This is a genomic window from Actinospica robiniae DSM 44927 (genome assembly GCF_000504285.1).
Lineage (GTDB): Bacteria > Actinomycetota > Actinomycetes > Streptomycetales > Catenulisporaceae > Actinospica > Actinospica robiniae.
In genome coordinates, this window is record NZ_KI632511.1 from 1,583,430 (window position 1) to 1,608,499 (window position 25,070).

At 68.7% G+C, this 25,070-nt stretch carries 19 protein-coding genes; 11 read left to right on the forward strand and 8 right to left on the reverse strand.

Features of this window, described 5'->3' with window-relative positions; genetic code table 11:
* Positions 1 to 501 precede the first annotated feature (501 nt).
* The gene (locus tag ACTRO_RS06875) at positions 502 to 2,616 is read left to right on the forward strand and encodes an MFS transporter (RefSeq protein ID WP_034262064.1); all 2,115 of its coding nucleotides are present in this window, start codon (positions 502 to 504) and stop codon (positions 2,614 to 2,616) included.
* 97 nt (positions 2,617 to 2,713) lie between these two features.
* Here the strand turns inward: ACTRO_RS06875 and ACTRO_RS06880 are convergent, their stop codons facing one another.
* Both ACTRO_RS06880 and ACTRO_RS06885 read right to left on the reverse strand, forming a co-directional pair.
* On the reverse strand, positions 2,714 to 4,228 hold the full coding sequence (locus ACTRO_RS06880) for a flavin-containing monooxygenase (protein ID WP_034262068.1): 1,515 nt from the start codon (positions 4,226 to 4,228) through the stop codon (positions 2,714 to 2,716).
* 737 nt (positions 4,229 to 4,965) lie between these two features.
* The gene (locus tag ACTRO_RS06885; protein WP_034262071.1) at positions 4,966 to 5,202 is read right to left on the reverse strand and encodes a hypothetical protein; all 237 of its coding nucleotides are present in this window, start codon (positions 5,200 to 5,202) and stop codon (positions 4,966 to 4,968) included.
* Positions 5,203 to 5,234: 32 nt separating this feature from the next.
* Here ACTRO_RS06885 and ACTRO_RS06890 point away from each other — a divergent pair, with 32 nt between their 5' ends.
* Both ACTRO_RS06890 and ACTRO_RS42935 read left to right on the forward strand, forming a co-directional pair.
* The gene (locus ACTRO_RS06890; RefSeq protein ID WP_034262075.1) at positions 5,235 to 6,008 is read left to right on the forward strand and encodes an alpha/beta hydrolase; all 774 of its coding nucleotides are present in this window, start codon (positions 5,235 to 5,237) and stop codon (positions 6,006 to 6,008) included.
* A 174-nt stretch (positions 6,009 to 6,182) separates the two neighbouring features.
* A complete protein-coding gene (locus ACTRO_RS42935; protein WP_169739838.1) occupies positions 6,183 to 7,142 on the forward strand; it encodes a GGDEF domain-containing protein in 960 nt (319 codons plus the stop codon).
* 74 nt (positions 7,143 to 7,216) lie between these two features.
* On the opposite strand, the gene ACTRO_RS06900 is transcribed toward ACTRO_RS42935, so the two are convergent.
* Entirely contained in the window at positions 7,217 to 9,061 is a 1,845-nt protein-coding gene (locus ACTRO_RS06900) for a glycoside hydrolase family 15 protein (protein WP_034273515.1), read from the reverse strand.
* Between the two features lie 99 nt (positions 9,062 to 9,160).
* The gene (locus ACTRO_RS06905; RefSeq protein WP_034262077.1) at positions 9,161 to 9,562 is read right to left on the reverse strand and encodes an SHOCT domain-containing protein; all 402 of its coding nucleotides are present in this window, start codon (positions 9,560 to 9,562) and stop codon (positions 9,161 to 9,163) included.
* Between the two features lie 408 nt (positions 9,563 to 9,970).
* Between ACTRO_RS06905 and ACTRO_RS06910 the strand changes: the two genes are divergently transcribed.
* The 3 genes from ACTRO_RS06910 to ACTRO_RS06920 are packed head-to-tail and all read left to right on the forward strand — an operon-like array spanning position 9,971 to position 13,817.
* Positions 9,971 to 11,296: an NAD(P)/FAD-dependent oxidoreductase gene (locus tag ACTRO_RS06910; RefSeq protein WP_211244137.1), complete on the forward strand. Its 1,326-nt coding sequence runs from the start codon at positions 9,971 to 9,973 to the stop codon at positions 11,294 to 11,296.
* The gene (locus ACTRO_RS06915; protein WP_034262081.1) at positions 11,293 to 12,780 is read left to right on the forward strand and encodes a cytochrome ubiquinol oxidase subunit I; all 1,488 of its coding nucleotides are present in this window, start codon (positions 11,293 to 11,295) and stop codon (positions 12,778 to 12,780) included. The genes ACTRO_RS06910 and ACTRO_RS06915 overlap by 4 nt, the downstream gene beginning before the upstream one ends.
* The gene (locus tag ACTRO_RS06920) at positions 12,777 to 13,817 is read left to right on the forward strand and encodes a cytochrome d ubiquinol oxidase subunit II (RefSeq protein ID WP_034262084.1); all 1,041 of its coding nucleotides are present in this window, start codon (positions 12,777 to 12,779) and stop codon (positions 13,815 to 13,817) included. Before ACTRO_RS06915 ends, ACTRO_RS06920 begins: the two co-directional genes overlap by 4 nt.
* 7 nt (positions 13,818 to 13,824) lie before the next feature.
* Here the strand turns inward: ACTRO_RS06920 and ACTRO_RS06925 are convergent, their stop codons facing one another.
* From ACTRO_RS06925 to ACTRO_RS06935, 3 genes are all read right to left on the reverse strand, one after another.
* On the reverse strand, positions 13,825 to 15,075 hold the full coding sequence (locus ACTRO_RS06925) for an MFS transporter (protein WP_169739839.1): 1,251 nt from the start codon (positions 15,073 to 15,075) through the stop codon (positions 13,825 to 13,827).
* Between the two features lie 79 nt (positions 15,076 to 15,154).
* Complete coding sequence (locus ACTRO_RS06930) at positions 15,155 to 16,675, reverse strand: long-chain-fatty-acid--CoA ligase (protein ID WP_034262087.1); 1,521 nt, start codon at positions 16,673 to 16,675, stop codon at positions 15,155 to 15,157.
* Positions 16,676 to 16,719: 44 nt separating this feature from the next.
* Positions 16,720 to 18,216: a flavin-containing monooxygenase gene (locus tag ACTRO_RS06935; RefSeq protein ID WP_034262091.1), complete on the reverse strand. Its 1,497-nt coding sequence runs from the start codon at positions 18,214 to 18,216 to the stop codon at positions 16,720 to 16,722.
* 51 nt (positions 18,217 to 18,267) lie between these two features.
* Between ACTRO_RS06935 and ACTRO_RS42940 the strand changes: the two genes are divergently transcribed.
* The 5 genes from ACTRO_RS42940 (at position 18,268) to ACTRO_RS06960 (ending at position 24,481) form a co-directional block, all read left to right on the forward strand.
* Positions 18,268 to 18,924, forward strand: coding sequence for a TetR/AcrR family transcriptional regulator (locus ACTRO_RS42940; RefSeq protein WP_051450433.1), 657 nt, complete (start codon positions 18,268 to 18,270; stop codon positions 18,922 to 18,924).
* Between the two features lie 152 nt (positions 18,925 to 19,076).
* Complete coding sequence (locus tag ACTRO_RS06945; protein ID WP_051452310.1) at positions 19,077 to 21,407, forward strand: sulfatase-like hydrolase/transferase; 2,331 nt, start codon at positions 19,077 to 19,079, stop codon at positions 21,405 to 21,407.
* A gap of 149 nt (positions 21,408 to 21,556) precedes the next feature.
* A complete protein-coding gene (locus tag ACTRO_RS06950; protein WP_034262097.1) occupies positions 21,557 to 22,456 on the forward strand; it encodes an alpha/beta hydrolase in 900 nt (299 codons plus the stop codon).
* Between the two features lie 20 nt (positions 22,457 to 22,476).
* A complete protein-coding gene (locus tag ACTRO_RS06955) occupies positions 22,477 to 23,301 on the forward strand; it encodes an SDR family NAD(P)-dependent oxidoreductase (RefSeq protein ID WP_034262100.1) in 825 nt (274 codons plus the stop codon).
* Position 23,302: 1 nt separating this feature from the next.
* A complete protein-coding gene (locus ACTRO_RS06960) occupies positions 23,303 to 24,481 on the forward strand; it encodes a lactate 2-monooxygenase (protein WP_034262102.1) in 1,179 nt (392 codons plus the stop codon).
* Between the two features lie 74 nt (positions 24,482 to 24,555).
* Here ACTRO_RS06960 and ACTRO_RS06965 read toward each other — a convergent pair whose 3' ends face one another.
* The gene (locus ACTRO_RS06965) at positions 24,556 to 24,882 is read right to left on the reverse strand and encodes a hypothetical protein (RefSeq protein WP_034262105.1); all 327 of its coding nucleotides are present in this window, start codon (positions 24,880 to 24,882) and stop codon (positions 24,556 to 24,558) included.
* Between the last annotated feature and the right edge of the window lie 188 nt (positions 24,883 to 25,070).

Genomic DNA, 25,070 nt, shown 5'->3' on the forward strand with positions numbered 1-25,070 from the left:
CGCTCTCAAGGCGCAGATCGTGGGCATGCGCACAAATGTGAACCGTCGGCCTTGGCCGCCGCGCGGGTCTTCCGGCGCCAGCCCGGCGTCGAGGGGGCAGCGGACTGTGCCTCGTCGCTGGTCAAGAGTCCCTTGAGCCGTACCCGCCGCCCGCCGCACAGCACTGCGCCGACAGCTTTCGGAGGTCTTCGGAAGTGTTGCAGAGGCTGGAATCCGGTGTCATGCTACGTCCCCAGCGACGCATGGGCAGTACGTCGCGCTATTCACCTATGCCACATTATTCGACAAACTCAGCCCACGAAATCAAACCGCCGACGTCCGCCTCACGCGCGGTGATCCGTCGCCGGTATGCCGTGCACGCCCACGCGCACCAGCGCACTTGACCGGCTCGCACAAGCCGTCCGAGATGATCCCCGGCATCTGCGGGGACGAGCGCGGACCAGGGAACTAAGCAATCGCTTATCGATATTAATCAGATTCTCGCAGAGAAGGTGGATCGTCATGTCACAGACCCCGGCACGCTCCTCGGCCCCTCCCCCGGCGCCAGCCGTCGAAGCCCGGCGCGGGCTGCTCGGCCGTCAGTTGGACCGCTACCCGTCGACCGCGCCGCGCACCGCGTATCTGATCATCGTCGTGCTCGCGACGATCACGCTGTACTACGAGATCTACGTCCAGGGCTCGGTGGCGACCACGTTGGCCGCGAACCTGCACATGACGCTCGTCTTCCTGATCTCGATCTCGATCGTGGGCAACGGCCTGGGTGCGCTCGCGGCGATCGCCGCAGGCCTGGCCGACCGATGGGGACGGGCGAACTTCGTCGTCTACGGGCTGGCCGCGACCGGCGCACTCGATGTGTTCGGCCTTGCGAATGCCACGAGCAAGTGGGCCTACCTGGTCGTCTTCGCGGCCGTCAGCATGGTCGAAGGGATGATACTCGTCGCCACCCCGGCGCTGATCCGCGACTTCTCCCCGCAGTTGAGCCGCGCGACCGCGATGTGCTTCTGGACGATGGGCCCGGTGCTCGGCAGCCTGGTGGTCAGCGAGGTGGCCAGCCACACGCTCGAGCGGCACCCAGACTGGCAGTATCAATACCGCGTCAGCGGCATAGTCGGCCTGCTCGTGTTCGTCGTCGCCTTCGTCGGACTGCGGGAGCTCACTCCGCAGCTGCGTGACCAGCTGATGGTGAGCGCGCGCGACAAGGCGCTGATCGAGGCGAACGCGCGAGGTATCGATCCGAACGCGGTGCTGACCGGGCACTGGAAGCAGATGATGCGCAAGAACGTCGTCGGTCCCGCGTTCGCGATCAGTATCTTCCTGCTCTACTACTACTGCGCGGTGGGCCTGTTCGTGGTCTACTTCGCCACCGACTTCGGCTACTCGGAGGCACGGGCGAACGCGCTGGCCGACTGGTACTGGGCGGTGAACGCCGGCGCGCTGCTCGTCGCCGGCATCCTCTCGGACGCGCTGAAGGTGCGCAAACCGCTCATGCTGGTCGGTGGTCTGGCAAGCGCACTCGGCGTCGCCCTGTTCGCGATGGCCGCCACGCGGCCGCAGACCGGCTACTACGAGTTCGTCGGAATTCTGCTGCCGATCGCTATCGGCAGCGCCTTCGCGTTCTCCGCATGGATGGCCGCGTTCACCGAGACCGTGGAGAAGCACAACCCGGCCGCGACCGCCACCGGACTCGCTATCTGGGCCTCGACGCTGCGCACCGTGGTGGTCGTGGCGCTGCTGTTCCTGATCACGATGATCCCCGGGGCGAGCACGCTGGTGGGTCAGGGTACGCAGGTCGCCCAAGCGGCAGCCGGGCAGGCGCCCGGCCTCTCGGAAGCCGAGAACGCGACGGTCCGGGCGGTGGCCGGCGACCCGGGCATCGTGACCCGGGTGCAGGCGATCGCCGCCAAGGACGCCGCCGAACTGGTGACGGCGCAGAAGCTGACGCCGCAGACCTTGGCCGCGCTCAAGACGGACCCGAATGCTCCGGCCACCCAGGCGCAGGCGCTCAGCGAGATCTCCGGGATCCCGGTCAACGACGTCGCCCAGGTGATGTTCCTGAGCACGACGTACGCATCCCAGCTTTCCACGGCCGCGACCATCGACGCGGCGACCCAGGCCGCGATCCTGGCGAATCCGGCGGACACCGCGGCGCAGGCCAAGGCGGTCGGCGAGATCGCGACGGCCTTCGGTATAGCACCGGCCCAGGCGGCGACGCGACTTCAAGCCCTCGCCGCGGTGCCGCACGCCTCGCTCGTCCTGCTCGCCGTCGACGGCAAGCCGGTCAGGACGGCGGTCGCACAGCTCACGGCGCTCAGCCAGGCGCCGCCGAGCGATCTTGCGCTGGTGGCCGAGTATGGTCCGGGCCTCAAGGACCCGAAGGTGGTAACCGAGCTGAAGTTCCTCCAGACGAACGCTCCCGCCGTGCAGGAGGCGAAGCAACAGGCCCCGGCACAGTGGCAGCACTGGTGGTGGGTCTGCTTCGCAGGCCAGCTTCTGTTCCTCCCGTTCATCTGGCTGCTGACCGGACGCTGGAGCCCCAAGAAGGCCAAGCAGGACGCGCACGAACACGCCGAACGCGTCGAACACCAGCTCGCGGCGCTCGCCGAGCTGGCCGACTAGGCAACTACCTGAGCGCAGGCATCGAGCATGCAGCAGTCGGCGGGACACGATCGTCCCCGCCGACTGCTGCACACGAGGTCCCGCATCGTGGTCGTGATCACGCCTCAGCCTGTGGGCGCGACGCCGGTATCCCACGCCCGACCTCGGTGAAGTGGAGCGCGGAGTCCTCGATGGTGCGCAGCCGCTTGCGGTCCTGGTGGTAGCTCTGAACCGCAGTCCATGGGCCATGGGAGCCCCGCTGGGGGAACAGGTGCATGCCGCGCCGGAGGTACCCGCTCTGCATCTCGATGAGCGGATGGAAGGTGAGGGCCGGGTCCGCGACGACGGGCGTCACCGAGGCGTAGCCGTGCCGGTCCATGTGGGCAAGCAGACGGCACACATAATCGGCCGCCAGTTCGGCCTTGAGGGTCCACGCGTTGTTGACGTAGCCGACCACGAAGGCGAAATTCGGCACGCCGCTGACCATGACGGACTTGTAGCAGACACTCTCGTTGAGGACGACGGCCTCGCCGTCGACGCTCAGCTGCATGCGGCCGATGGGGACCATGTTCAGCCCGGTGGCGGTAATGATGAGGTCGGCTTCGAGTTCACGGCCAGACTCCAGCAGGATGCCGCTCTCGGTGAATCGCACGATCTTATCGGTGACCACCGAGGCGCATCCCGCCGAGATGGCACGGAACATGTCCCCGTCCGGCACGACGCACATGCGCTGATCCCACGGGTTGTAGGCCGGGTTGAAATGGGTGTCGACCTCGAAGCCCTCGGGCAGAGCGCGGACATTGACCCTTCGGATCAGGGCCCGCATCTGCTTGGGGAACTTCTGGCTGGTCCGGTAAAGCAGCCTCTGCCTATTGATGTTGATGGTCCGAGTGATCTTGTAGGCGAGGCCGGCGGGCAGGAGGTCCCGCAGCTTGTTGGCGATCGGGTCCTGGCGCGGGACAGGGATGATATAGCTCGGTGAGCGCTGCAGCATCGTGACGTGGCCCGCGGTCTTGGCCATGGCAGGGATGAGGGTCGCCGCGGTCGCGCCGCTCCCGATGACCACAACCTTCTTGCCCGCATAGTCAAGGTCCTCCGGCCAGTGCTGGGGGTGCACGACGCGGCCCTGGAACTTCTCCCGCCCCTCGAACTCGGGGGTATAGCCCTGGTCGTAGTCGAAGTAGCCGGCCGCCGAGAACAGCACCCCGCAGCTGACCTGGAACCGGCTGCCGTCACGCATCCGCTGCAGCGTCACCGTCCAACGGGCCTTCTCGGAGCAGAACTCCGCGGCGAGGACCTTCAGGCCCAGGTACGTGTGCTGTGCGAGGTCGTACTCCTCGATCGTCTCATCGAGGTAGGCGAGGATCTCGTGCGCGTCGGCGATCGCGTTGTCCCCGGTCCAGGGTCGGAATCCGAACCCGAACGTGTGCAGGTCCGCATCCGAGCGGATCCCCGGGTAGCGGAACAGGTCCCATGTCCCGCCTATCGCGTCCCGGGCGTCGACGATGGCGAACGTCCGGCCGGGCTGCTTGGTCGTCAGGTGGCAGCCCATGCCGATTCCGGTGAGACCGGCGCCCACGACGAGGACATCGACATGCTCGAAGACGGCTTTGTCGTTGCTGAATGTGCTCATATGAATGCTCCTGCTGCTGGGCTCTGGGACTGACTGCGCAGCTCGGCGAGGGCCGAGGACGGGTGACCTCGCCGAACGTGCCTGCGCTCAGGACGGCCGCGCCGACGGCGGCATCAGGGCTGGCGGCATCACCGCCGGCGTGGGCGCCGAGACAGCGTAGGTCGGCGCTGTCACGGGTCGCTCGTGCACGCGCGCCAAACCGCGGAAGGCAGTTTGTCACCCCGGCACAATGGAGGGCGATCCCGGGCTGAGGAAGCCGTCGGCGACAGGCAGCTGATACCTCATTACGCGGCCGCGACCTCGGATGTACCAGCCGGGCATGCGCCCCCGCGTCCCCCGACCTAGGGTGATGCTGGCACCACGTCAGGCCCGTCTGCTGGGCAGGCGCGACATGAGGTCGGCCACATTCGGCTGCAGAGAGAGACACCCATGAGTGACGAGCAGATGACCGTCGTCATCGCCGCGTACGGCTCGCACGGTGCGGCGCGGCGGGACTATGGCGAACTCGTGCGCCTGCACGATGTCGGGGTGATCGCGGACGCGAAGGGCATCATGTTGTTGATGACCGACCCGGACGCGAAGATCTCGGTGCAGGAGGGCGGCGGCGGCCTGATGGGGAAGCTGGCCGCGCGCAGCGTGGCGAAAGCCTTCAAAGGCCGGCTCTCCCCCGATTCCGGCACCGTTGTGGTGATCTTCAACTCGGCCGCCAGGTCAGGCGTCGAGCAGGCGATCAGCCATCACGTGCGCAGGGCGTTCGCCGATGCCGCCGGATCGGACGGCGCCGCCCTGGAGGCAGCGTTCGCGAAGGCCGGGGACGAATTGGCCGGGCCGTTCCCAAGCGAGAGCAGCGTGCCGCGGGTCGAGGACCTGTCACGATACAGGCTGCCCGGGAGCCGGATCGAGGTGAACGGCGTGGCCATGCACGTGGCCGACGAGGGCAGCGGTGACCGAGTGGTACTGATGGTCCGCGGCATGCCCGACACCTCGGCCTGCTGGAAGTTTCCAGATGCCCGACATGGTCTCCGCCGGATATCGCGTGATCGTCCCGAACCTGATCGGCAGCGGCCTGTCGGACAAGCCCCGCGAGCTCGACCACTATGCTGCCGGCCACGTGGCCGCGGACTTGGCCGCTCTCTTGGACAAGCTCGGCATCGACCGGGTACATCTGGTCGGCCACGGGTGGGGAGCACGGTTCTGCTGGCAGTTCGCCATGACCCACCCGTTCCGGATCGGGGCGATGGTCGTGGTCTCGGCCGGGCACCCGAAGGCGCGCAGCGCGGACAACCTGTTCAGTCTTGCGCGCGCCCGTTGGGACTGGGTCCCGTTCAGCAACACCGACTCGAACGCCGCCGAACTGTACACGGCAGCGGACTGCGCCTACGCCCGACTGGTCTTCGGTTCCCACCCCGAATTGCAGGACGTCCTAGCCCGCAATCTCGGCCAGGACGGCGGCTTCGGCCCCACGCTGCGCTGGGACCCGGCCAATCCCGTGACCGCCTCATGGTTCCAGGCGCTGACCGACACCACCGCGCCTCCCGAGGTGCACGCCCCGGTCCTGGGCATCTGGCCCACCGGCGACATCTTCTGCTTCGAACACGAGGTCGAGGCCTCCGGCCAATACGTCAACGGGCCCTTCCGCTACGAACGCGTCGAGGCCGCCAGCCACTGGGCCCCCTCGACGCCCCCGGTGAGGTCACCCGACTCATCCTGGACTGGCTGCTCCAGCATCGGGCGACGGCCTCTCCCTCCGCTCAGTGACGGCGCGCCGGTCAGACCCTGATCCAGCCGCGTACGGGTGAGCGCGAAGACAAAGGGACGCCACATGGGCACGCATGATCGGGATGCGGCGACGGCAGGCCCGGGCCGGCGGATCCGAGAAAGTGGGCCGGCGGGGGATGTCGCTGGCGATCTGGACCCGCCCGCGTTCGGATTCGCGGTGCGCACCGCGGGTGCGATGCTGCTCGCCGGTGGATTCATGGCCGTCGCGTGGGCGATCGCCATCGCCGGTGGCGTGTCCGGGCCCGATGCACGGTGGCGTACCCCTGTGTTCGTCGTCAGCATCTTCGCGGCCGGTTTCGGGGCGGTGCTGCTGCTGGGCCGGCGCGCGCCGACCTGGCTGCTGTTCGCGTTCCCGTCGGTGACCGCGGTGCTGATCTGCACTCCCCCGCTGGTATCGCAGGAGTCGACACCGGCCGGGTCGATCCTTCTGGTCTGGCCGATCCTGTTCGCCGGATACCTGCTGCCCGAGCGCATCGCCTGGGCCACCCTGGGCGTGTCGCTGGGCCTGCTTATGGCGATGGCACTGCGAGTCCATTCGGACGGCACCGTCGCCTCATGTGTCGAGGTCGGTTTGTCGCTGGTGGCGACCGCATACATCACGGTCCATCTGCGGCGGCACAATCGCACGCTTGTCTACAGGTTGCATCAGGAAGCCCGGATCGATGCGCTGACCGGGCTGGCCAACCGTCGAGCCTTCGACGACCTGCTGGAGCGTGATTTCACCCTGTACCAACGGCGTGGCGATCCGCTTTCCCTGCTGGCGATCGACGTCGATCATTTCAAGCGGCTCAACGACCGGGCCGGGCACCCGGCCGGGGATGCGGCGTTGGCCGCGTTGGCCGCCGTTCTGGCCGCGCAGGTACGGCGCGGCGACATCGTGGCACGCGTCGGCGGAGAGGAGTTCGCCGTACTGCTCACCGACTGTCCGACCGGTGTGGCCCAGCACCGGGCACGTGCCCTGCGGGCCGTCGTCGCCGCCGACTCCGCCGCGTGGCCCAACCCGATCACGGTCAGCATCGGCGTAGCCACCGTTCCCGCCCACGCCGACACCCCCGCGGGTCTCGTCACCGCCGCCGACACCGCGCTCTACGCCGCGAAAGCCGCCGGACGCGACACCGTGGCCACCGCCTCCTGAGCGCTCTTCCGGCCCGCTGTTCCCCCTACGCGGCGATCAGGCGGCAGTCGCATACCGACGCCTGACCGCTGCGTTCAAGTGTTCGATACCCGCCCCGCGTTGGCGGCGTCGAGTGCTTTGTCAAGGGTGAGGGCAGCCATGATCAGCGCGAGGTGGGTGAAGGCTTGGGGAAAGTTGCCCAGTTGTTCTCCATGTTGCCCGATCTCCTCGGCGAACAGGCCGACATGGTTGGCGTAGGTCTGCATCTTGTCGAAGGCGTAGCGGGCCTCGCGCAGTCGTCCGGCTTGGGCGAGCGCATCTACGTACAGGTAGCTGCAAAGGCTGAAGGTGCCCTCGCCGCCCTCCAGCCCGTCGGGCGAGAGTTCCGGGTCGTAGCGGTAGACCAGGCTGTCGCTCACCAGGTGCCGGTCGATCGCATCCAGCGTGGATTGCCACGCCGGATCGGTCGGTACGAGCAGGCCGACCATCGGCACGAGCAGCAGCGAGGCGTCCATGATGTGGTCGGTGCGGTAGTGCTGGACCAGGGCTTGTTCCTTCTCGCTCCAGCCCTTGGCCAGGATCTGCTCGAGAACGGTGTCGCGGGCGGCGGTCCAGCCGGCAATGTCGCCCGGGCGCCGGAACTCGGTGGCCATGGAGATCGCCCGGTCGAAGGCGACCCAGGACATCACCCGGCTGTAGGTGAAATCCTCGCGCCCGCCGCGGGTCTCCCAGATCCCCTCGTCGGGCCGGTCCCAGGCCGTGGCCAGCCAGTCGACGGTCTGCCTGATCGCGTTCCAGCCGGCTTGGGCCGGCCCGCGCCCGAACCGGCTGGCCTCGGCGAAGGCGAACATGGCCTCGCCGTAGATGTCGAGTTGGAGCTGGTCGGCCGCGGCGTTGCCCACCCGGACCGGGGCCGAGCCCTGATAGCCCTCGAAGTGCTCGAGGACGAACTCGTCGAGCTCGGGGTCGCCGTCGACCCGGTACATGATCTGTAGCGGTTCGCCGCCCCGCTTCAGCCCGTCACGCAGCCGGGCGGCCATCCACTTGGCGAAGGCCATGCCCTCGTCGACGAAGCCGAGGTCGAGCAGCGCGCGCACCGAGAGCGAGCCGTCGCGCACCCAGGTGTAGCGGTAGTCCCAGTTGCGCTCCCCGCCGATCTCCTCGGGCAGGCCCATCGTGGCCGCCGCCACCGGCGCGCCGCTCGGCTCGTACGTCAGGAGCTTGAGCGTGATCGCGGAGCGGTGCACCATGCCCGGCCACCTGCCCCGGTAGGTGGAGTTGCGCAGCCAGGATTGCCAGAACTCGATGTCGGCCCAGGCTCGCTCGGCGACCTCGGCGGTGTCCGAGAAGCGGGCGGGTGCGGCGCCGCCGGGCTCGCACACGGTCAGCGCCAGGCCGGCGGTCTCGCCGGTGCGCAGGGTCACCTCTCCGCGCACGTCCTGTCCGTCGAGCTCGATCGGGATCCGGTAGCTCTGCAGGTGCGCGGTCGTGTCGGGTGCCTCGAAGACGGCGTCATCTCCATTCAGGTTGAGCTTGTGCGTCGCCCGGGCGTAGTCGAACCGGGGCCTGCACTCCACGGTGAACGTCACGGTTCCGCGCATGACCCGTACCACCCGGTAGAGGGTATGCCGGTCGGTGGCCGGGACCCCGGCGAGCGGGGTCATCCAGTCGATCACCTCGCCCAGGCCGTCCGGCGTGGAGAAGCGGGTGACCAGCGTCGCCGAGTCCGGGTAGTACAGCTGCTTCGCCGTGGCCTGCGGGTGATCGACGCCCAGGCGGTAATATCCGCCGCGATCGTGGTCGAGCAGCGCGGCGAACAGGCTCGGCGAGTCGAACCTGGGCGCGGCGAACCAGTCCACCACTCCCTCGGAAGAGACGAGCGCCGCGGTCTGCAGATCGCCGACCATTCCGTGTTCGGCGATGGGCGGGTACCGCTTCATGATCACTCCCTTGTCGGAAAAATCTCCAGGGAACTCGGCCACACTTGTCGGGACGCCACGTAGGGAGCGGCGCCCCGACACTGATGCCATGCCTTGGTCTCAGGCCAGAATCTTGTCCTTCGCCTTGTCGTATTCTGTCTCGGACAATGTTCCGTCGGCCTTGAGTTCCGCCAGCCTCGCCAATTGTTCGGACAGGTTCTGCGCGCTGTCGGCCGAGCTCGTGGCCGCCCTCTGGCGGCCGTATGCGTCGAACTCCTCCCGGCGAGCGCGCGTCTGAGCCGACTTCCGTTCACCCATGCCGGAGCCGCGCCCGATGAGGTACACGAAAACACCGAGGAAGGGCAGGAGCACGACGAAGACCGTCCATGCCGCCTTCCCGAGACCACTGAGCTGGTCGTCGCGGAAGATGTCGCCGATGACGCCGAAAAGCAGGAACAGCCACATGATCCACAGAAAGAACCACAGCATCGTCAGGAATACATCGAGCAGAGGATAATTCATTGATCCACCTCCACGCCACGGCCGCCGCTCTGTTCTCGGCATTCATATCAGCCGGAAAGCGGCGCTATTCCCCTTCCACTTATCATGGGCCTCTTCCGGCGGCTCATCCAAGGGCCATTCGGGTGATGCGCGTGGGCGGTGGGGCCGAATGAGGTGCGCCCTGCCGACCGGTGCCCGAGGCGGGTGGTTGGATCGCCATGGCAGTCCGGGCAAACCTCGGCCCGAGCCGTAAGCAGCTCCGTGGCGAGCGGGTCCGCAACCGATGGTCTGGCGCGGCCCGCGATGGGAGACGGCAGTGAACTCAGCGGTGGACGAAGGACGGCACCCCACGGCGCCGCCTGCGCCGCGTGGCCAGACGGCGTCGGTCCCCGGCCTCGCCGAGGGGGGCTGAGGTCGGTGGAGGACCATGTGATCCCACGCCGGGTGGTCATCATCGGAGGTGGGTTCGCCGGCCTGTTCGCGGTGCGGGCTCTGCGCCGGGCGCCGGTCGCGGTGACGCTGGTTGACCGCTGCGCGCACCACACTTTCCAGCCGCTGCTCTACCAGTGCGCCTCGGGGATCTTGTCGAGCGGTCAGATCGCCCAGCCGCTGCGCGCGATTCTGCGCCGGCGCGAGAACGTGCGCTGCCTGCTCGCTACGGCCACCGACGTGGACCCGACCGAGCGGCTCGTGCATCTCGTGCTCTCGGATGGCAGCGGCCTGGCACTTCCGTACGACGATCTGATCGTGGGCGTCGGTGTCCGGCAGTCGTACTTCGGGCACGACGAGTTCGTCGAACACGCTCCGGGGATGAAGACTCTCGAGGACGCTCATGCCGTGCGGCGCAGGCTCTTTCGCGCGTTCGAGATGGCGGAGGCGGTCGAGGATCCGCGGGAGCGTGCGGCCTGGCTCTCCTTCGCGCTGGTGGGGGCGGGGCCGACGGGAGTCGAGCTGGCCGGGCAGATCAGGGAGATCGCGCGTCACACCCTCGACCGCGAGTTCTCCTCCATCGATCCCGGCCAGGCGAGGGTGCTGCTTTTCGACGGCGTGGACGCGGTGCTGGCCTCCTTCGGTCCGGTGCTCTCGCGTCGTGCGCAGCGCACGCTGGAGAGTCTCGGCGTCGAGGTTCATCTGGGCGCGATCGCCACCGAGGTGGACGAGCGCGGTTTGACGGTGCGTCGGCACAGCGGCGAGTCGCAACGGTACGACGCCCGCACGGTGCTGTGGACCGCCGGGGTCGAGGCTCCGCCCTTGGCCGGTGCGCTCGCCCGCGCGACCGGCGCGAAGCAGGACCGTGCCGGACGCATCCTGGTCGAGCCGGATCTGACCATTGCCGGTCACCCCGAGATCCGTGTCGTCGGCGACCTCATGAACCTGAACGGGCTGCCGGGCCTGGCAGAGGTCGCGATGCAGAGCGGTGCCTACGCGGGACGTCACATCCGGCACCGCGTCGAGGGCCGCAAGCCCTCGACCCGGCCGTTCCGGTATCTGGACCTGGGCAGCGCGGCGTACATCTCCCGCGGCCGGGCGGTCGTGAAGCGGGGCCGGCTGCATGTGTCCGGCGTAGTGGGCTGGCTGATCTGGCTGTTCATCCACCTCGTCTTCCTCACCGGCTTCCGTAGCAGGGCCGGCGCGATGATGAGCTGGGCGGTGGTCTTCGCTTCCGGTTCGCGACGCGAGCGGGCCTTCGCGTCGGGCGAGGCGCACACCGTCGACGTGCCGGAGGCCGCTGCTCCGTCACCGAGGTCGGCATGAGTTCGGCGGCGGCTCTGGCATCGGGCGATCCCTCGCAGCTGCTGCCCGCACGCCAGCTGATGGCCTTCACACTAGGCACCCACATCCTTATCGTGCCCCTCGGCGTGGCGCTGCCGTTCATCACGCTCGTGGTGCACTACCGGGCGCTGCGCAAGAACGACCCCGTGGCCCTGCTGCTCGCCCGCCGCTGGTCCGCCGTGATGGCGGTTCAGTTCGCGGTGGGCATCGTGACCGGCACCGTCCTGTCGTTCGAGTTCGGCCTGCTGTGGCCGAGGATGATGGGCCGTTGGGGCGACGTCTTCGGCCTCGGCTTCGGGATCGAAGCGTGGGCGTTCTTCCTGGAGGCGGTGTTCATCGCCGTCTACCTCTACGGGTGGCGCCGGCTCAAGCCGTGGACGCACTTCTGGCTCGGCGTGCCACTGCCACTGGCGGCGCTGATGGGTGCGTTCGGCATCATCGGCGCCAACGCCTGGATGAACACCCCGCAGGGCTTCACCTTGGACGCAGCCGGCAGACCGGTGAACGTGAGCGTGCAGCAGGCCGTGTTCACCCCGATGTTCGGCCCGCAATACTGGCACTTCGTGGTCGCCATGTACCTGACGGCGGGTTACGTCGTCGCCGGGATCTACGCGGTGGGCTGGCTACGCGGGCGCCGCGACCGATATCACAAACTCGGATTCTGCGTGCCGTTCACCATCGCCGCCGTCCTCACTCCGCTCCAGTTCTTCCTCGGCGACGACATCGCCCGGCAGATCTTCCACAAGCAGCCGGTGAAGTTCGCCGCCGCCGAGATCGTCTGGGACACCGGCACGCACGTACCCGAATACCTCTTCGGCCGGCTCCAGCCCGACGGGACCGTCAAAGGCGGCCTGAAGATCCCGGATTTGAACTCGATCCTCGCCGGCTTCAGCCGCGACACCCAGGTCACCGGCCTGACCTCGGTTCCGGCCGCAGACCGGCCCACGACGGCGGAGGCGACGCTGGCGCACTGGACGTTCGACATCATGGCGATGATCGGCAGCGCACTGATCCTGCTCGCCCTGTGGTACGGCTGGTGTTGGCTTCGCCGCCGGGATCTGCCCAGGTCGCGATGGTTCTTCCGGTGTGCCGCCCTCGCCGGCGCGGCCAGCGTGGTGACGGTGGAATGCGGCTGGATCACCACCGAGGTGGGCCGGCAGCCCTGGATCGTGTACCGGAACATGCGGGTGTCGGACGCGGTGACACCGACGTCCGCCGCCGCGCTCTGGACGATGTTCGGGATCGTCGTGGTCGTCTACGTCCTCGTATTCGGCGCGTTCGTGGGCGTGGTCCTGAGAATGAGCAGACGCTGGCAGCGCGCCGACTTGGGGCTGGTACGGCCGGCCGAGGACGGGCCGGAAACCGATACGCCTTATGGGCCACGGCCGGAGCTTCCCGCCGCTCGCGCGGCCGGCGCGCCGTCCCCGCAGAGCCCGGACGCCTCCGCCCCGGGGAGCATGCGATGACCGCCGATGCCGTGGCGTGGATCTTGCTGCTGGCCGTCGCCGCATACGCGTGCGGAGGAGGCATCGACTACGGAGCCGGCTTCTGGGACCTGTTCGCCGGCGGCGCCGAACGCGGAGAACGCCCCCGCCGGTTGATCGACCACGCGATGGCACCGGTGTGGGAGACCAACAACGTGTGGCTGGTCTTCGTCCTCATCCTCATGTGGACCGGGTTCCCCGTCTTCTTCGAGGCCGTCTTCAGCGCGATGTGGCCGCCGCTGGTCCTCGCGGCCGTCGGCCTGGTCCTGCGCGGCGCGGGCTTCGCGTTGCGCAAGCCCACGAGACGGCTGGCCCGCCGCCGGATCTATGGCGCTGCGTTCGCCGTCTGCTCGCTGCTGACCCCGTTCTTCCTGGGAGCTGCGGCCGGAGGCGTGGCATCCGGGCGCGCCGCACCCGGTGTCACGGCCTCGGCCGAGGTCTGGGCCAACGCGACGTCAGTCGTCGCGGGACTCCTCGCGATCGCGGCCACGGCCTTCCTGGGCGCGGTGTTCCTGACCGCCGACGCCCGCCGATTCGGCGAACCCGACCTGGTGGTCTACTTCCGGCTACGGGCCTGGTGCAGCCTGGTCGCCGTCGGCGTCCTGGCTCTGATCGGCCTTTCCGTGACTCGAAAGCACACCACGTACGTCTATCACGGGCTCACCCACGGATTCGGACTGCTCCTGGTACTGCTCTCCATCGCCGCCGCTGCCGCGACAGCGCTCCTGATCGGCACGCACGCTCCGGGATGGGCGCGCTACACCTCGGTCGCCTCTGTGGCCCTGGTGATCGCCGCGTGGGGCGTCGCGCAGCGCCCCTACCTGGTACCGACCTCACTCACCGTGCAACAGGCCGCAGGCGCGACGAAGCCACTGCAGTGGCTGATGCTCGTCACGGCGATCGCCCTCGTGCTGGTCGGCCCGGCGCTCGTGCTGCTCTACCGGCTCGACACACACGGAATGCTCGAAGCCCAGACAGACGCCGACGTCGAGCGCGGCGCGGCGCAGGGGCAACGGTGACGCGGAATCAGATTCCGCCGGGAGTGGCATCGGCCGCGACCCGTCGCAGATCGTTGCCGTAGTGGCGGGAGGCGATCCAGAAGGAGAAGGCAGCGAAGGCGCAGAACACCGGAATCACGCCGAGCGCGGCGCGCAGGCCGTAGGTATCGGAGATCGCGCCGACCACGAGCGGACCGAGGGCGAAGCCGAACAGGTTCTGTGCCAACGAGGCCATCGATATCGCGGTGGCCCGCAACGCCGGGTGCACGACGTCGACGCAGACCGAGCCGACCACGCCGAACGGCGCGGTGATGGTGAACGCCGCGAGCAGGATGACGAGCAACTGCGCGTTGCCCGGCGGCATCGCCACGAACGCGGCCGGCAGCACGACCAGGCTGAAGAGCGAGAGCGTGGCGGGCAACAGCAGCCGCAGGCGGGGCTCGCGGCGGGCCGCACGGTCGGCTGCGAACGAGAACACGACTTGGCCGAGTAGACCGGCGAGGATGACCAGCGCTGTTCTGGCCGCAGCCGCGCTGGTGGTCAGTCCCAGGTAGCGATTGAAGTAGCTGGGCAGCCACGCATAGAGCGCCGACATGACCACGATCTGGCTCGCCCCGCCGAGGTACGCCGCGACAGCGGAGCGCGGACGCAGGAGTTCGCCCAACAACGTGCGCAGGCCGGGTCTCGGCGCCTCGGCGTGGTCGGCGGGCAGCCGTACGGTCGCATAATCGCGCACCTTCAGGAACAGCACGGCGAGCAGCAGGCCGGGAATGCCGATGATGAGGAATGCCGCACGCCAGCCCCAGCGATCGGATATGACTCCGCCGAGCACGACGCCGAGCACCGCGCCGAGCGATCCGGCCGAGAGGTACGCGCCGAGAACCGTGGCCCGCAGCCGTTGCGGGAACATCCGGCTCAGCAGCGCTCCGGCGGCGGGCGCGTATCCGGCCTCACCGAGCCCGACTACTGCGCGCGCCGCGAACATTTGCCCGTAATTGCCGGTGAACGCCGCCGAGATCGTCGCGAGACTCCACACGCTTCCCATCAGCGCGATGCTCTTCACCCGGCTCCAGCGGTCGACCAGCAGGCCGGCCGGGAAGGTACCCAGCGCGACGGTCACCGACACGATGGAGATCAGGCCGCCGAGCTGCGCGTCGGAGAGCCCCCATTCCTTCTTGAAGTACGGGAACATCGAGACGACGAGCTGCCGCGAGAGGTAGTCGGACATCATGAGGGTGAACGCCATCGCGAACACGACCCAGGCATAACGGCTTGTCACCGCGGATTGTCCCGGTGCCCCTTCCCCTTCAGCCGACGGCGCCTGCGCCCAACTCGACGACACGGCCACAGCGGATGCCTCATCCATGCGTGCCGCCTGCGTATCGCGAGGTCGATGCGGCGGTGACGCTCTCCGGCACCTCGACGCTGCGCCGCAGGATCTTGCCGGTGGCGGTCTTCGGCAACTCCTCGACGATCCACACGTGCCGCGGGTACTTGTAGGCCGCGGCCTGCGCCTTGACGTGCTCGCGCAATTCCTCGGGTGTGGCCGTGGCACCCTGCTTGAGCACGACCGCGGCGCAGATTTCCTCGCCGAGCTCGCGATGCGCAGTGCCGACGACGGCCGCCTCGAGCACCGCAGGGTGCGTATAGAGCACCTCCTCGATCTCGCGCGGGTAGACGTTGAAGCCGCCGCGGATGATCATCTCCTTCTTGCGGTCGACGATGAAGTAGTAGCCGTCCCCGTCGACGCGGGCCAGGTCGCCGGAGCGGAACCAGCCCTCGGCGTCGATCGCCTCGGCGGTGGCCTGCGGGCGGGACCAGTAGCCCTTCATGACGTTGTGGCCGCGGATGGCGATCTCGCCGACGCCGTCCGAAACGTCGAGCAGCGTCATTTCCACGCCCTCGACCGGTGTACCGATCGATCCGGGCTTGCGCACCCGGCCGGGGTGGTTGAACGAGGCCACCGGGGAGGTTTCGGACAGCCCGTAGCCCTCCACGATGACGCAGGCGAACGCCTCCTCGAACGCGTGCAGCACCTCGACCGGAAGGGCCGCACCGCCTGAGACGCACAGCCGCAGGCAGTCGGTGTCGAACGTGGCCCGTTCCGGATGACCGAGCAGCGCGACGTACATGGTCGGCACGCCTTGGAAGACGCCGACGCGGTGCCTCTCGATGGCCTCGAGCACCGTGCGCGGGTCGAAGCGCGGCACCAGTGCGAGGCAGGCGCCTGAGGCGACCGACGCGTTCAATCCGCAGGTCTGACCGAAGACGTGGAACAGCGGCAGTGCACCGAGGACGACGTCACCGTGCCCGATCGAGAACAGGTCGACCGAGACGGTCGTGTTGCGGATGAGGTTGGCGTGCGTGAGTTCGGCGCCCTTCGGCTCGCCGGTGGTGCCCGAGGTGTAGAGGATGACGGCGGTGTCCGACCCCTCCCGCTCGACGGTTTCAGGCAGCGGGGCTTCATAAGCGAGCAGGGACTCGAATTCGCCCGGCACCACCAGTAGGCATGCACAGCCGGCAGCCGCGGCTCCCGCCGCGGCGTCCTCGGCGAAGCCGTGCCAGGCCAGTACCAACCGAGCTTGGGAGTCGCGCAGGTAGTACGCCACCTCGCGCGTCTTGAGCAGTACGTTCATCGGCACCACCACGGCGCCCGCACGCAGGATGCCGTAGTAGACGGCGGCGAACTGCGGCACGTTGGGCAGCATGCACCCGACCCGGTCGCCGGGCTGCACGCCGCGGTTGACCAGCAGTGCCGCCACCCGGCTACTGGCCTCATCGAGCTCTGCGAATGTCTGCACCGCATCACCCATGCGGATCGCCGGGGCGTCGCCGTCGCGCAGAGCCGTGGCAGCCAGGTTGTGTGCGAGGTTGGTCATGAAGGTATCTCCCTCTCGTGTGCGGTAGGAAGCGATGCGCGTGTTCAGTTCGCGGCGGGCACGATGGCTGGGGCCGTGCGCAGCTCGTAGGGTGCGGGGTCGAAGCGGCGGGTGGCGCGGCGGTACTCGCGGGTCGAGGCGGGCCAGTTGGACCAGGGGATTCCGTCAGCCCCCTGATACCAGCTGTTGCAGCCGCCGACCGCCCAGACCGTGCGCCCGAGGCGCGCCGTGTACGTCTCGACATAGGCCTCCTGCGCCTCGGCCCGGACCTCGACGGCGGCGATGGCGCGTGAGCGCATCAGGCGAAGTGCGTCCATCGCGTACGCCACCTGGCATTCCTCTTGGAACACGTGGGAGTTGTGGCCGGTCGCGCTGCCCGCGCAGCCGAGGCGGAAGAGGTTGGGGAAGTTCGACGTCGTGACGCCGAGGTAGGCGCGCGGGCGCCCGTTCCAGTACTCGGCCAGCGTGCGCCCGTCGCGTCCACGCAGGCGCCCCGCCATCGGCGCGTCGTTGACGTGGAACCCGGTGCCGAAGATGATCACGTCGGCCGGGTGTTCGCGGCCGTCGGCGGTGACCACGGAGGTCTCCCGCACCTCGCGGACACCGCTGCTGACCACCTCGACGTTCGGTTGCGTAAGCGCCGGGTACCAGTCGTTGGATATCAGGATTCGCTTGCAGCCGAGCTCGAAGTCCGGGGTGAGCTGTGCGCGCAGTGCCGGGTCGGGCACCTGCCTGCGCAGGTGGTGCAGGGCGGCCTTGGTCGCGATCCGGCGGACGCGCGGCGAGATCATGATCTTCCACGTGATCATCTCGCGCATCAGATACTGCCGCCGGCGCACCACTTGCTGAAGCCATGGCGCGGCGGCGTAGAGCCTGCGTTCGAAGCGGGTCGTCGTACGGTCCATCCGCGGGGTGATCCACGGCGGCGTGCGCTGCACCACCGTCATCCGCCCGACCCGGGGCTGGATCGCGGGCACGAACTGGATCGCGGAGGCTCCGGTGCCGACGACCACCACGTTGCGGCCGGTCAGATCGAGGCCGTGATCCCAGCGCGCCGAATGGAAGACCGCACCGGTGAAGCGGTCGAGACCCGGCAGGTCGGGGATCGACGGCTCGGCGATGGGACCGCCGGCGTCGATCAGCACGTCCGCGGTGAGCGGCCCGTCGCTGGTCTCGACCCGCCAGCGCTGGGCGGTGTCGTCCCAGGACGCCTCGTGTAGGGCGCAGCCGAAGCGGATGTGAGGCAGCAGTCCGTACTCGCGTGCCACCCGGTTCAGGTAGGCGCGGATCTCGGGCTGCTTGGAAAAGGCCTGGCTCCATTGCGGGTTGGGCGCGAAGGAGAGCGAGTAGAGATTCGACGGGATGTCGCAGGCGCAGCCGGGATAGGTGTTGTCCCGCCACACCCCGCCGACTTCCCGCGCGCGCTCGAGCACCGCGAAGTCCTCGCCCTGCTGCTTGAGTGCGTGGGCCGCGGCAAGCCCGCCGAAGCCGGCACCGACGACGAGGACATGCAGGTGTGGTGGGTCGGATTCCGCGGTCATCTTGGCAACTCCTCTAGAAAAACTAACAAGACTCGCGTTACAGTCCCATCCATGTCGAGAGCCGTCAAGAGTCCGGGCGCCGAGGATCAGGCCGCCAACGGGCAGATCCGCCGCCGCAGGCAGCCGGTCCAGGCCCGCAGCCGCGAGACCGTGGAGCGGATCTTGGAGGCCGCGGACGCCTTCATCGAGGAAGGCGGGCTCGATGCCGTGACGACCCGCAACGTCGCCGAGCGCGCCGGCATCACACCGCCCTCGCTCTACCGGTTCTTCGCCGACCGCGAGCAGGTGCTCGACGCGCTGATCGAGCAGCACCTCGAACGGCTCGGCGCCTTCCTGGCCGAGGCCGAGCAGCGGTGGGCGCCGGGTTCGGCCGCGGAGTTCGTCGCGCGCGAACTCGACACCTTCGCCGCCTACTTCAAGGGCCACCACAACATGGCCCGGCTGTGGTTCGACGGTCGCGTCTCGCCGACCGTGCGGGCTGAGGTGGGGCGCTACCAGCACCGCACCGCGCAGCGCCTGCACGCGCTGGCGATCTCGGCCGGATTCGCCACCGCGTGCAATGACCCCCGGATCTTCGTTCTCGCGGTCGAACTCGGCGATCGGGTCCTGGACCTGGCCTTCCGCGAGCGCAACGAACCCGATCCGCACGTGATCCGGCACGGCCACACCGCGCTGACCGCGTACCTCGAGGCGGCGCTGCGGCAGTAGGCCGGACACCGTCCCCACCGTCCGGCCTGCTGCCGGGCGGTGAACTCCACACCAGCGACACCGCCGGAACCGTGCATCACGCGGTCCGGCCCATCCCGAACAGGAGGGGCAACGTGGCCCCGCATGACGCTCTCCCCCGCACCGCCCTGCCCATGCCCGACCGGCCCCGGCCCGGGCTGACCACCTACGACGCCCGGGACCCGGACACGTCGTACGCGCCGATCATCCCGCTGCGCCCGCCCGCGGGCGCGCCGAACGTCCTGGTGATTCTGCTCGACGATGTGGGTTTCGGAGCCTCGAGCGTGTTCGGCGGACCCATCGAGACCCCGGCGGCGCAGAAGCTTGCCGACGGCGGGCTGCGCTACTCACGGTTCCACACCACCGCGTTGTGCTCCCCGACCCGGCAAGCGCTGCTGACCGGACGCAACCACCACTCGGTCGGCATGGGCGCGATCACCGAACTCGCGACCTCGGCTCCGGGATACAACACGATCCGGCCCAACACCAAGGCCCCGTTGGCCGAGACACTGCGGCTCAACGGATATGCGACCGCGCAGTTCGGCAAGTGCCACGAGGTACCGGTGTGGGAGACCAGCCCGGCCGGTCCCTTCGAGCGCTGGCCCACCGGCAGCGGGTTCGAGTACTTCTACGGCTTCGTCGGCGGGGAGACCAACCAGTACTACCCGGCGCTCTACGAGGGCACCACCCCGGTCGAGCCCGACCGGACCCCGCAGGAGGGCTACCACCTGACCGAGGACCTCGCCGACCGCAGCGTCGACTGGATCCGCCGCCAGCACGCCCTCCAGGGCGACCGGCCCTTCTTCCTGTACTTCGCCCCCGGCGCGACCCACGCACCGCACCACGCACCCAAGGAGTGGTCCGACCGGTACGCGGGCCGTTTCGAGGCCGGCTGGGACGCGCTGCGCGAAGAGATCTTCGAACGCCAGAAGGAACTCGGCGTCATCCCCGCCGATGCCGGATTGACCGCGTTCAACCCGGAGATCCCGCACTGGGACGAGATGCCCGAGGACCTCAAGCCGGTGCTGACCCGTCAGATGGAGGTCTACGCCGGATTCCTGGCCCACACCGACCACCAGATCGGCCGGCTGGTGCAGACCCTGGACGACCTGGAACTGCTCGACAATACGCTGATCTACTATGTCATCGGCGACAACGGCGCGTCCGCCGAGGGCACCCAACACGGCAGCTTCAACGAGGCGATCAACTTCAACGGCCTCAGCGCCCTGGAGTCGACGGACTTCCTTCGCGCCAAGGTAGACGAGTTCGGCACCCCGAGCGCGTACAACCACTACGCGGTCGGCTGGGCACACGCGATGTGCACCCCGTACCAGTGGACGAAGCAGGTCGCCTCGCACTGGGGCGGCACCCGCAACGGCACCGTCGTGCACTGGCCCGCCGGCATCGACGCGCGGGGCGAGATCCGCAACCAGTTCACCCACGTCATCGATATCGCACCGACCGTCCTGGAGGCGGCCGGGATACCCGAGCCCGTCACGGTGCACGGGGTGACCCAGGCCCCCATCGAGGGCGTGAGCATGGGCTACTCCTTCCACGACCCGGCGGCGCCCGAGCGACACCAGACCCAGTATTTCGAGATCGCCGGCAACCGCGGCATCTACCACCGCGGCTGGACCGCGGTCACCAAACACCGCACACCCTGGGAACTGCTCGGCGCGCAGATGGCAGCCTTCGACGACGACGTGTGGGAGCTCTACGGCCCCGAGGACTGGACCCAGTCGCGCAACCTCGCCGCCGAGCAGCCCGAGACCCTCCACCGGCTGCAACGCCTGTGGCTGATCGAGGCGACCAAGCACGGGGTGCTCCCGCTCGATGACCGGGCGGCCGAGCGGTTCAACCCCGACCTCGCCGGGCGCCCGCAGCTGATCCGCGGCAACACCCAGGTGCTCTTCCCGGGCATGGGCCACCTCAACGAGAGCTCCGTCATCAACATCAAGAACAAGAGCCACTCGATCACCGCCCAGCTTTTGATCCCAGAAGCCGGCGTGGAGGGCGTCATTCTCTCCCAGGGCGGGATGGCCGGCGGCTGGAGCCTCTACACGCGCGACGGCCACCTGCGCTACTGCTACAACCTGGTGGGCCTGCAGCACTTCTATGTCGGCTCGCACGACCCGCTGCCGACCGGTGAGCACCAGGTGCGGATGGAGTTCGACTACGACGGGCCAGGCCTGGCCAAGGGCGGCACGGTCACGCTCTACCTCGACGGCGCCGAGGTCGGCCGGGGGCAGCTGCCGGTCACCCAGGCCATCGTGTTCTCCGGCGACGAGACGACCAACGTGGGCCGTGAGTCGGGCTCACCGGTCACACCGGAATACCCGCCGCGCGGCAACGAGTTCACCGGCGAGATCCGCTGGGTGCAGATCGATGTGGACACCGCCGCGGCCAACCAGGATCACCTGATCCCTGTCGAAGAGCGCTGGCGGATCGCCATGACGCGGCAGTGACCCGTCGTCGCCCGCGACAAGGCGAGACCGTCCGGCCCTGCCGCCCGCAGGCAAGCCAGTACGCGTCCTGCAAACCCACGTGGGCGCGTCCGGAAGTACTTCCCGGACGCGCCGGCGTCCCCACCGCGCAAAGACCAGGAATCGACACCATGGACGAGATCACCTTCACCAGCGGCGAAGACCGGTGCGCCGCCTGGCATTTCCCGGCCGTCGGCGATACATACGCCGGCGCGAACGGACGCCCGTGCGTCGTCATGGCGCCAGGGTTCTGCGGCACCCGCGACAGCCGTCTGATCGCCTACGCGGAAGGCTTCGCGGCCGCCGGACTCGACGTCGTGTTCTTCGACTACCGCGGGTTCGGCACATCCGGCGGCTCACTCCGCCAGGTCGTCTCGGTGCGGCGCCAGCGTCAGGACTACCAAGCGGCCGTCACCGCCGCCCGTCGGCTCCCGGGCGTCGATCCCGAACGCATCGTGCTCTGGGGCGTCTCCTACGCCGGCGGCCACGTGGTCGTCGTCGCAGCGCAGGACAAGCGCATCGCGGCAACGATCTCCCTGACGCCTGCAATGGACGGCCGCGCGGTGCTGACGCAGCTCGCCCGCAGCTGCGGCCCGACCTACATGGCCCGCGCGACGCTGCATGGACTGCGCGATGTGTTCAGGACACTCACCCGCCGCGCACCGCACCTCGTTCCGATGATCGGCGAACCGGGATCGAACGCGATCTTCCCCAGGGCGGGAGGCCTCGAGACCTACCGCCCGGTCGCGGGCCCGAGTTGGCGCAACGAGGTGTCCGCGCGTGCGGCGCTCGAGGCCGGATTCAACCGGCCGATCAAGCTCGCCTCACGGGTCGAGTGCCCGCTGCTCGTCCAGGTCGGGACCAACGACACCATCGTCCCGCCGCACGCGGGCCGCCGCGCTGCCGCGCAGGCGGGCGCCGGCAGCGAGTTCCGGGAATACCCGTTCGACCACCTCGACGTCTACAGCGCCCCATGGCTCGAGCGCGCCCTCACGGACCAGCTCGACTTCCTGCACCGCACCCTTTCATGACCCCAACCCTGGAGTAGACGGTGAAACTCAAGAATCTGAATAACCGTGTGGTGCTGATCACCGGCGCCGGCAGCGGCATGGGCCGCGCCACCGCGTTGCTCGCCGCCCAACGCGGAGCCATACTCGTCATCTGCGACCGCGACGAAGCCGGCCTGAACGAGACCGCCAGAGCCATCCGCTCTCTGGGCAACGAGGTGTTCGCCCAGACAGTCGATGTCACCGACCCCGAAGCGATGGACGCGTTCGCTGACGCCGTGCACGCTCGGTTCGAGGCGGTCGACCTGCTGATCAACAACGCCGGCATCGGTGTGCTCGCCCCGTTCCTCCACACGAAGCCCGAGGACTGGGACCGGCAGATCGCAGTCAACGTCAAGGGAGTCGTGCACGGCTGCGAGCGCTTCATCCCCCGCATGATCGAGCGCGGCGCCGGAGGACAAGTCGTCAACGTCTCCTCCGGTGCCGGTTACTTTCCCTCCACCGTCATGACCGCGTACTCCGTCACGAAGTTCGCGGTCCTCGGCCTCACCCTGAACCTGCGGATCGAGCTGCGCCCACACAAGATCGGGGTGACCGCCATCTGTCCCGGCGTCATGAACACTCCGATCGCGCGGACCAGTATCGTGCGCGGGTCAGACCCCGACGGCCAGGCAGCCCGGGTCCGGAGCATGTACGAGCGTCGTGGATATCCGCCCGAGCGCGCCGCACAGAAGGTCCTGCGCGCAGCCGAACGCAATCGCGCGATCGCGCCGGTCGGTCCCGACGCCCACGCCATGTACTGGCTCAACCGCCTCGCCCCGCCCCTCGCCCGCTGGGTCAGCGCCCGTACAACCCACCTGTTCGACTGACATGGAGCACGAAACGCCGAACTACGGCGACTACCAGCTCGAGGTCTATCTCCGCGGCCTGACCGGCGTGCGGGAGGACCTGCCGTTCACCTTCGCGGAACTCGAGGCCCGCGCGCACGCGACGCTCCCACCGGACATCGTCTCCTACGTCGCCGGCGGCGCAGGCAACGAATACACCCAGAACGCGAACGTCACCGCGTTCGACCGGTGGGGCGTGATCCCCCGCATGCTCGTGGGCGCAGCGCGACGCGACCTGTCGATCAACCTGTTCGGGATGGCCCTGCCGACACCGCTCCTGCTCGCCCCGATCGGTGTCATCGGCCTGTGCGCGCAGGACGGGCATGGCGACCTCGCCACCGCGCGGGCCGCGGCGACCTCGGGCGTGCCGATGATCGCCTCGACGCTCACGGTCGACCCGCTCGAAGAGGTCGCCGCGCAATTCGGCGAGACACCGGGGTTCTTCCAGCTCTACAACCCGAAGGACCGGGCGGTCGCGGAGTCGTTCGTCTCGCGCGCCGAGGCGGCCGGCTTCAAGGGCATCGTCGTCACCCTCGACACCTTGCAGCTCGGCTGGCGACCACGTGACCTGAAGCTTGGCAACTTCCCCCAGCTCAAAGGCCACTGTCTGGCCAACTACTTCTCCGACCCCGTCTTCCGGACCAAGCTCGCCAAGCCCCCGGAGGAGGATGTCCGCGCCGCGGCGCTCGTCTGGGCCTCGGAATTATCCGATCCCACCCTCAACTGGAACGACCTGGCCTGGCTGCGCTCGCTGACCAAGCTGCCGTTGCTCCTCAAAGGGATCTGCCACCCCGAGGACGCGAAGCGCGCGATCGACGGCGGCATCGACGGTATCTACTGCTCCAACCACGGCGGACGCCAAGCGAACGGCGGAATTCCCGCGATCGATCTGCTCCCCGCAGTGGTCGAGGCAGCAGGCGGCGCACCGGTCGTCTTCGACTCCGGCGTGCGCGGCGGCGAACACATCGTCAAGGCCCTCGCCCTCGGAGCGAGCGCCGTGGCGATCGGCCGCCCCTACGCCTACGGGCTCGCGCTCGGCGGCGAAGACGGCATCGTGCACGTACTACGGTCCCTGCTCGCCGAGGCGGACCTGCTCATGGCGATCGACGGATACCCGACGATCGCGGATCTGAACCCTGACGCCCTGCATGCGCGGGCCTGAACCTTTCGCTCGAAGACACCCGCTCGAAAAACCCGCCCCTGGGCGCCGATCGCGGCCAGGGGCGGGCGAGGTGGTCAGACCCCCATGCCGGCTTCCGCCTCGGTCACCTCGATGGCGATGCCGAGTGCCTGGGCGATGTTGCCGGCGGCCGACATGACGCGGGCGGTTCCCACGATGGGGGCGATGGCGACCAGGACGTCCTGCAGCTGGTTCGCGGTCAGTTGGGCCTTGAGGCCGGGTTCGATGTGGGCGAGGTAGGACACCGGGGGCGCGTCCATGGCGGCGAGCGCGGCGATGCGGGTGAGGATGAGCATGTCCGGGGGCAGATCACAGCGCTCGATCGAGTCGAGCGTCATGGCAGCGAGGGTGTCAAGGACAGGGGTGTCGGAGTTCATGGCCACGCGATCCTCCAGGTGGGGTGTGGTTTCGACACCGTCCGAATTCTTGCGGGGCAGCCCAAGCAGATCCGCGCGGTCGGACGTGCGCCCTTCGACCGTAGGCGCCGTTCGATCCTCGGCGCGCGGAAAAGCAAGCTGTCCGGGTGAATGCCGCAGCAGGCGGTAGCCGCTTGTCCGCCGTGTAATGGAAG

Coding starts and splice junctions, on each gene's coding strand:
- ACTRO_RS06875 (WP_034262064.1), top strand. CDS start 502: ATGTCACAGACCCCGGCACGCTCCTCGGCCCCTCCCCCGGCGCCAGCC.
- ACTRO_RS06880 (WP_034262068.1), bottom strand. CDS start 4,228: ATGAGCACATTCAGCAACGACAAAGCCGTCTTCGAGCATGTCGATGTC.
- ACTRO_RS06885 (WP_034262071.1), bottom strand. CDS start 5,202: ATGCCGCGGACCATCAGTACCACTCGGTCACCGCTGCCCTCGTCGGCC.
- ACTRO_RS06890 (WP_034262075.1), top strand. CDS start 5,235: ATGCCCGACATGGTCTCCGCCGGATATCGCGTGATCGTCCCGAACCTG.
- ACTRO_RS42935 (WP_169739838.1), top strand. CDS start 6,183: ATGCTGCTCGCCGGTGGATTCATGGCCGTCGCGTGGGCGATCGCCATC.
- ACTRO_RS06900 (WP_034273515.1), bottom strand. CDS start 9,061: ATGAAGCGGTACCCGCCCATCGCCGAACACGGAATGGTCGGCGATCTG.
- ACTRO_RS06905 (WP_034262077.1), bottom strand. CDS start 9,562: ATGAATTATCCTCTGCTCGATGTATTCCTGACGATGCTGTGGTTCTTT.
- ACTRO_RS06915 (WP_034262081.1), top strand. CDS start 11,293: ATGAGTTCGGCGGCGGCTCTGGCATCGGGCGATCCCTCGCAGCTGCTG.
- ACTRO_RS06920 (WP_034262084.1), top strand. CDS start 12,777: ATGACCGCCGATGCCGTGGCGTGGATCTTGCTGCTGGCCGTCGCCGCA.
- ACTRO_RS06930 (WP_034262087.1), bottom strand. CDS start 16,675: ATGACCAACCTCGCACACAACCTGGCTGCCACGGCTCTGCGCGACGGC.
- ACTRO_RS06935 (WP_034262091.1), bottom strand. CDS start 18,216: ATGACCGCGGAATCCGACCCACCACACCTGCATGTCCTCGTCGTCGGT.
- ACTRO_RS42940 (WP_051450433.1), top strand. CDS start 18,268: ATGTCGAGAGCCGTCAAGAGTCCGGGCGCCGAGGATCAGGCCGCCAAC.
- ACTRO_RS06945 (WP_051452310.1), top strand. CDS start 19,077: ATGCCCGACCGGCCCCGGCCCGGGCTGACCACCTACGACGCCCGGGAC.
- ACTRO_RS06950 (WP_034262097.1), top strand. CDS start 21,557: ATGGACGAGATCACCTTCACCAGCGGCGAAGACCGGTGCGCCGCCTGG.
- ACTRO_RS06960 (WP_034262102.1), top strand. CDS start 23,303: ATGGAGCACGAAACGCCGAACTACGGCGACTACCAGCTCGAGGTCTAT.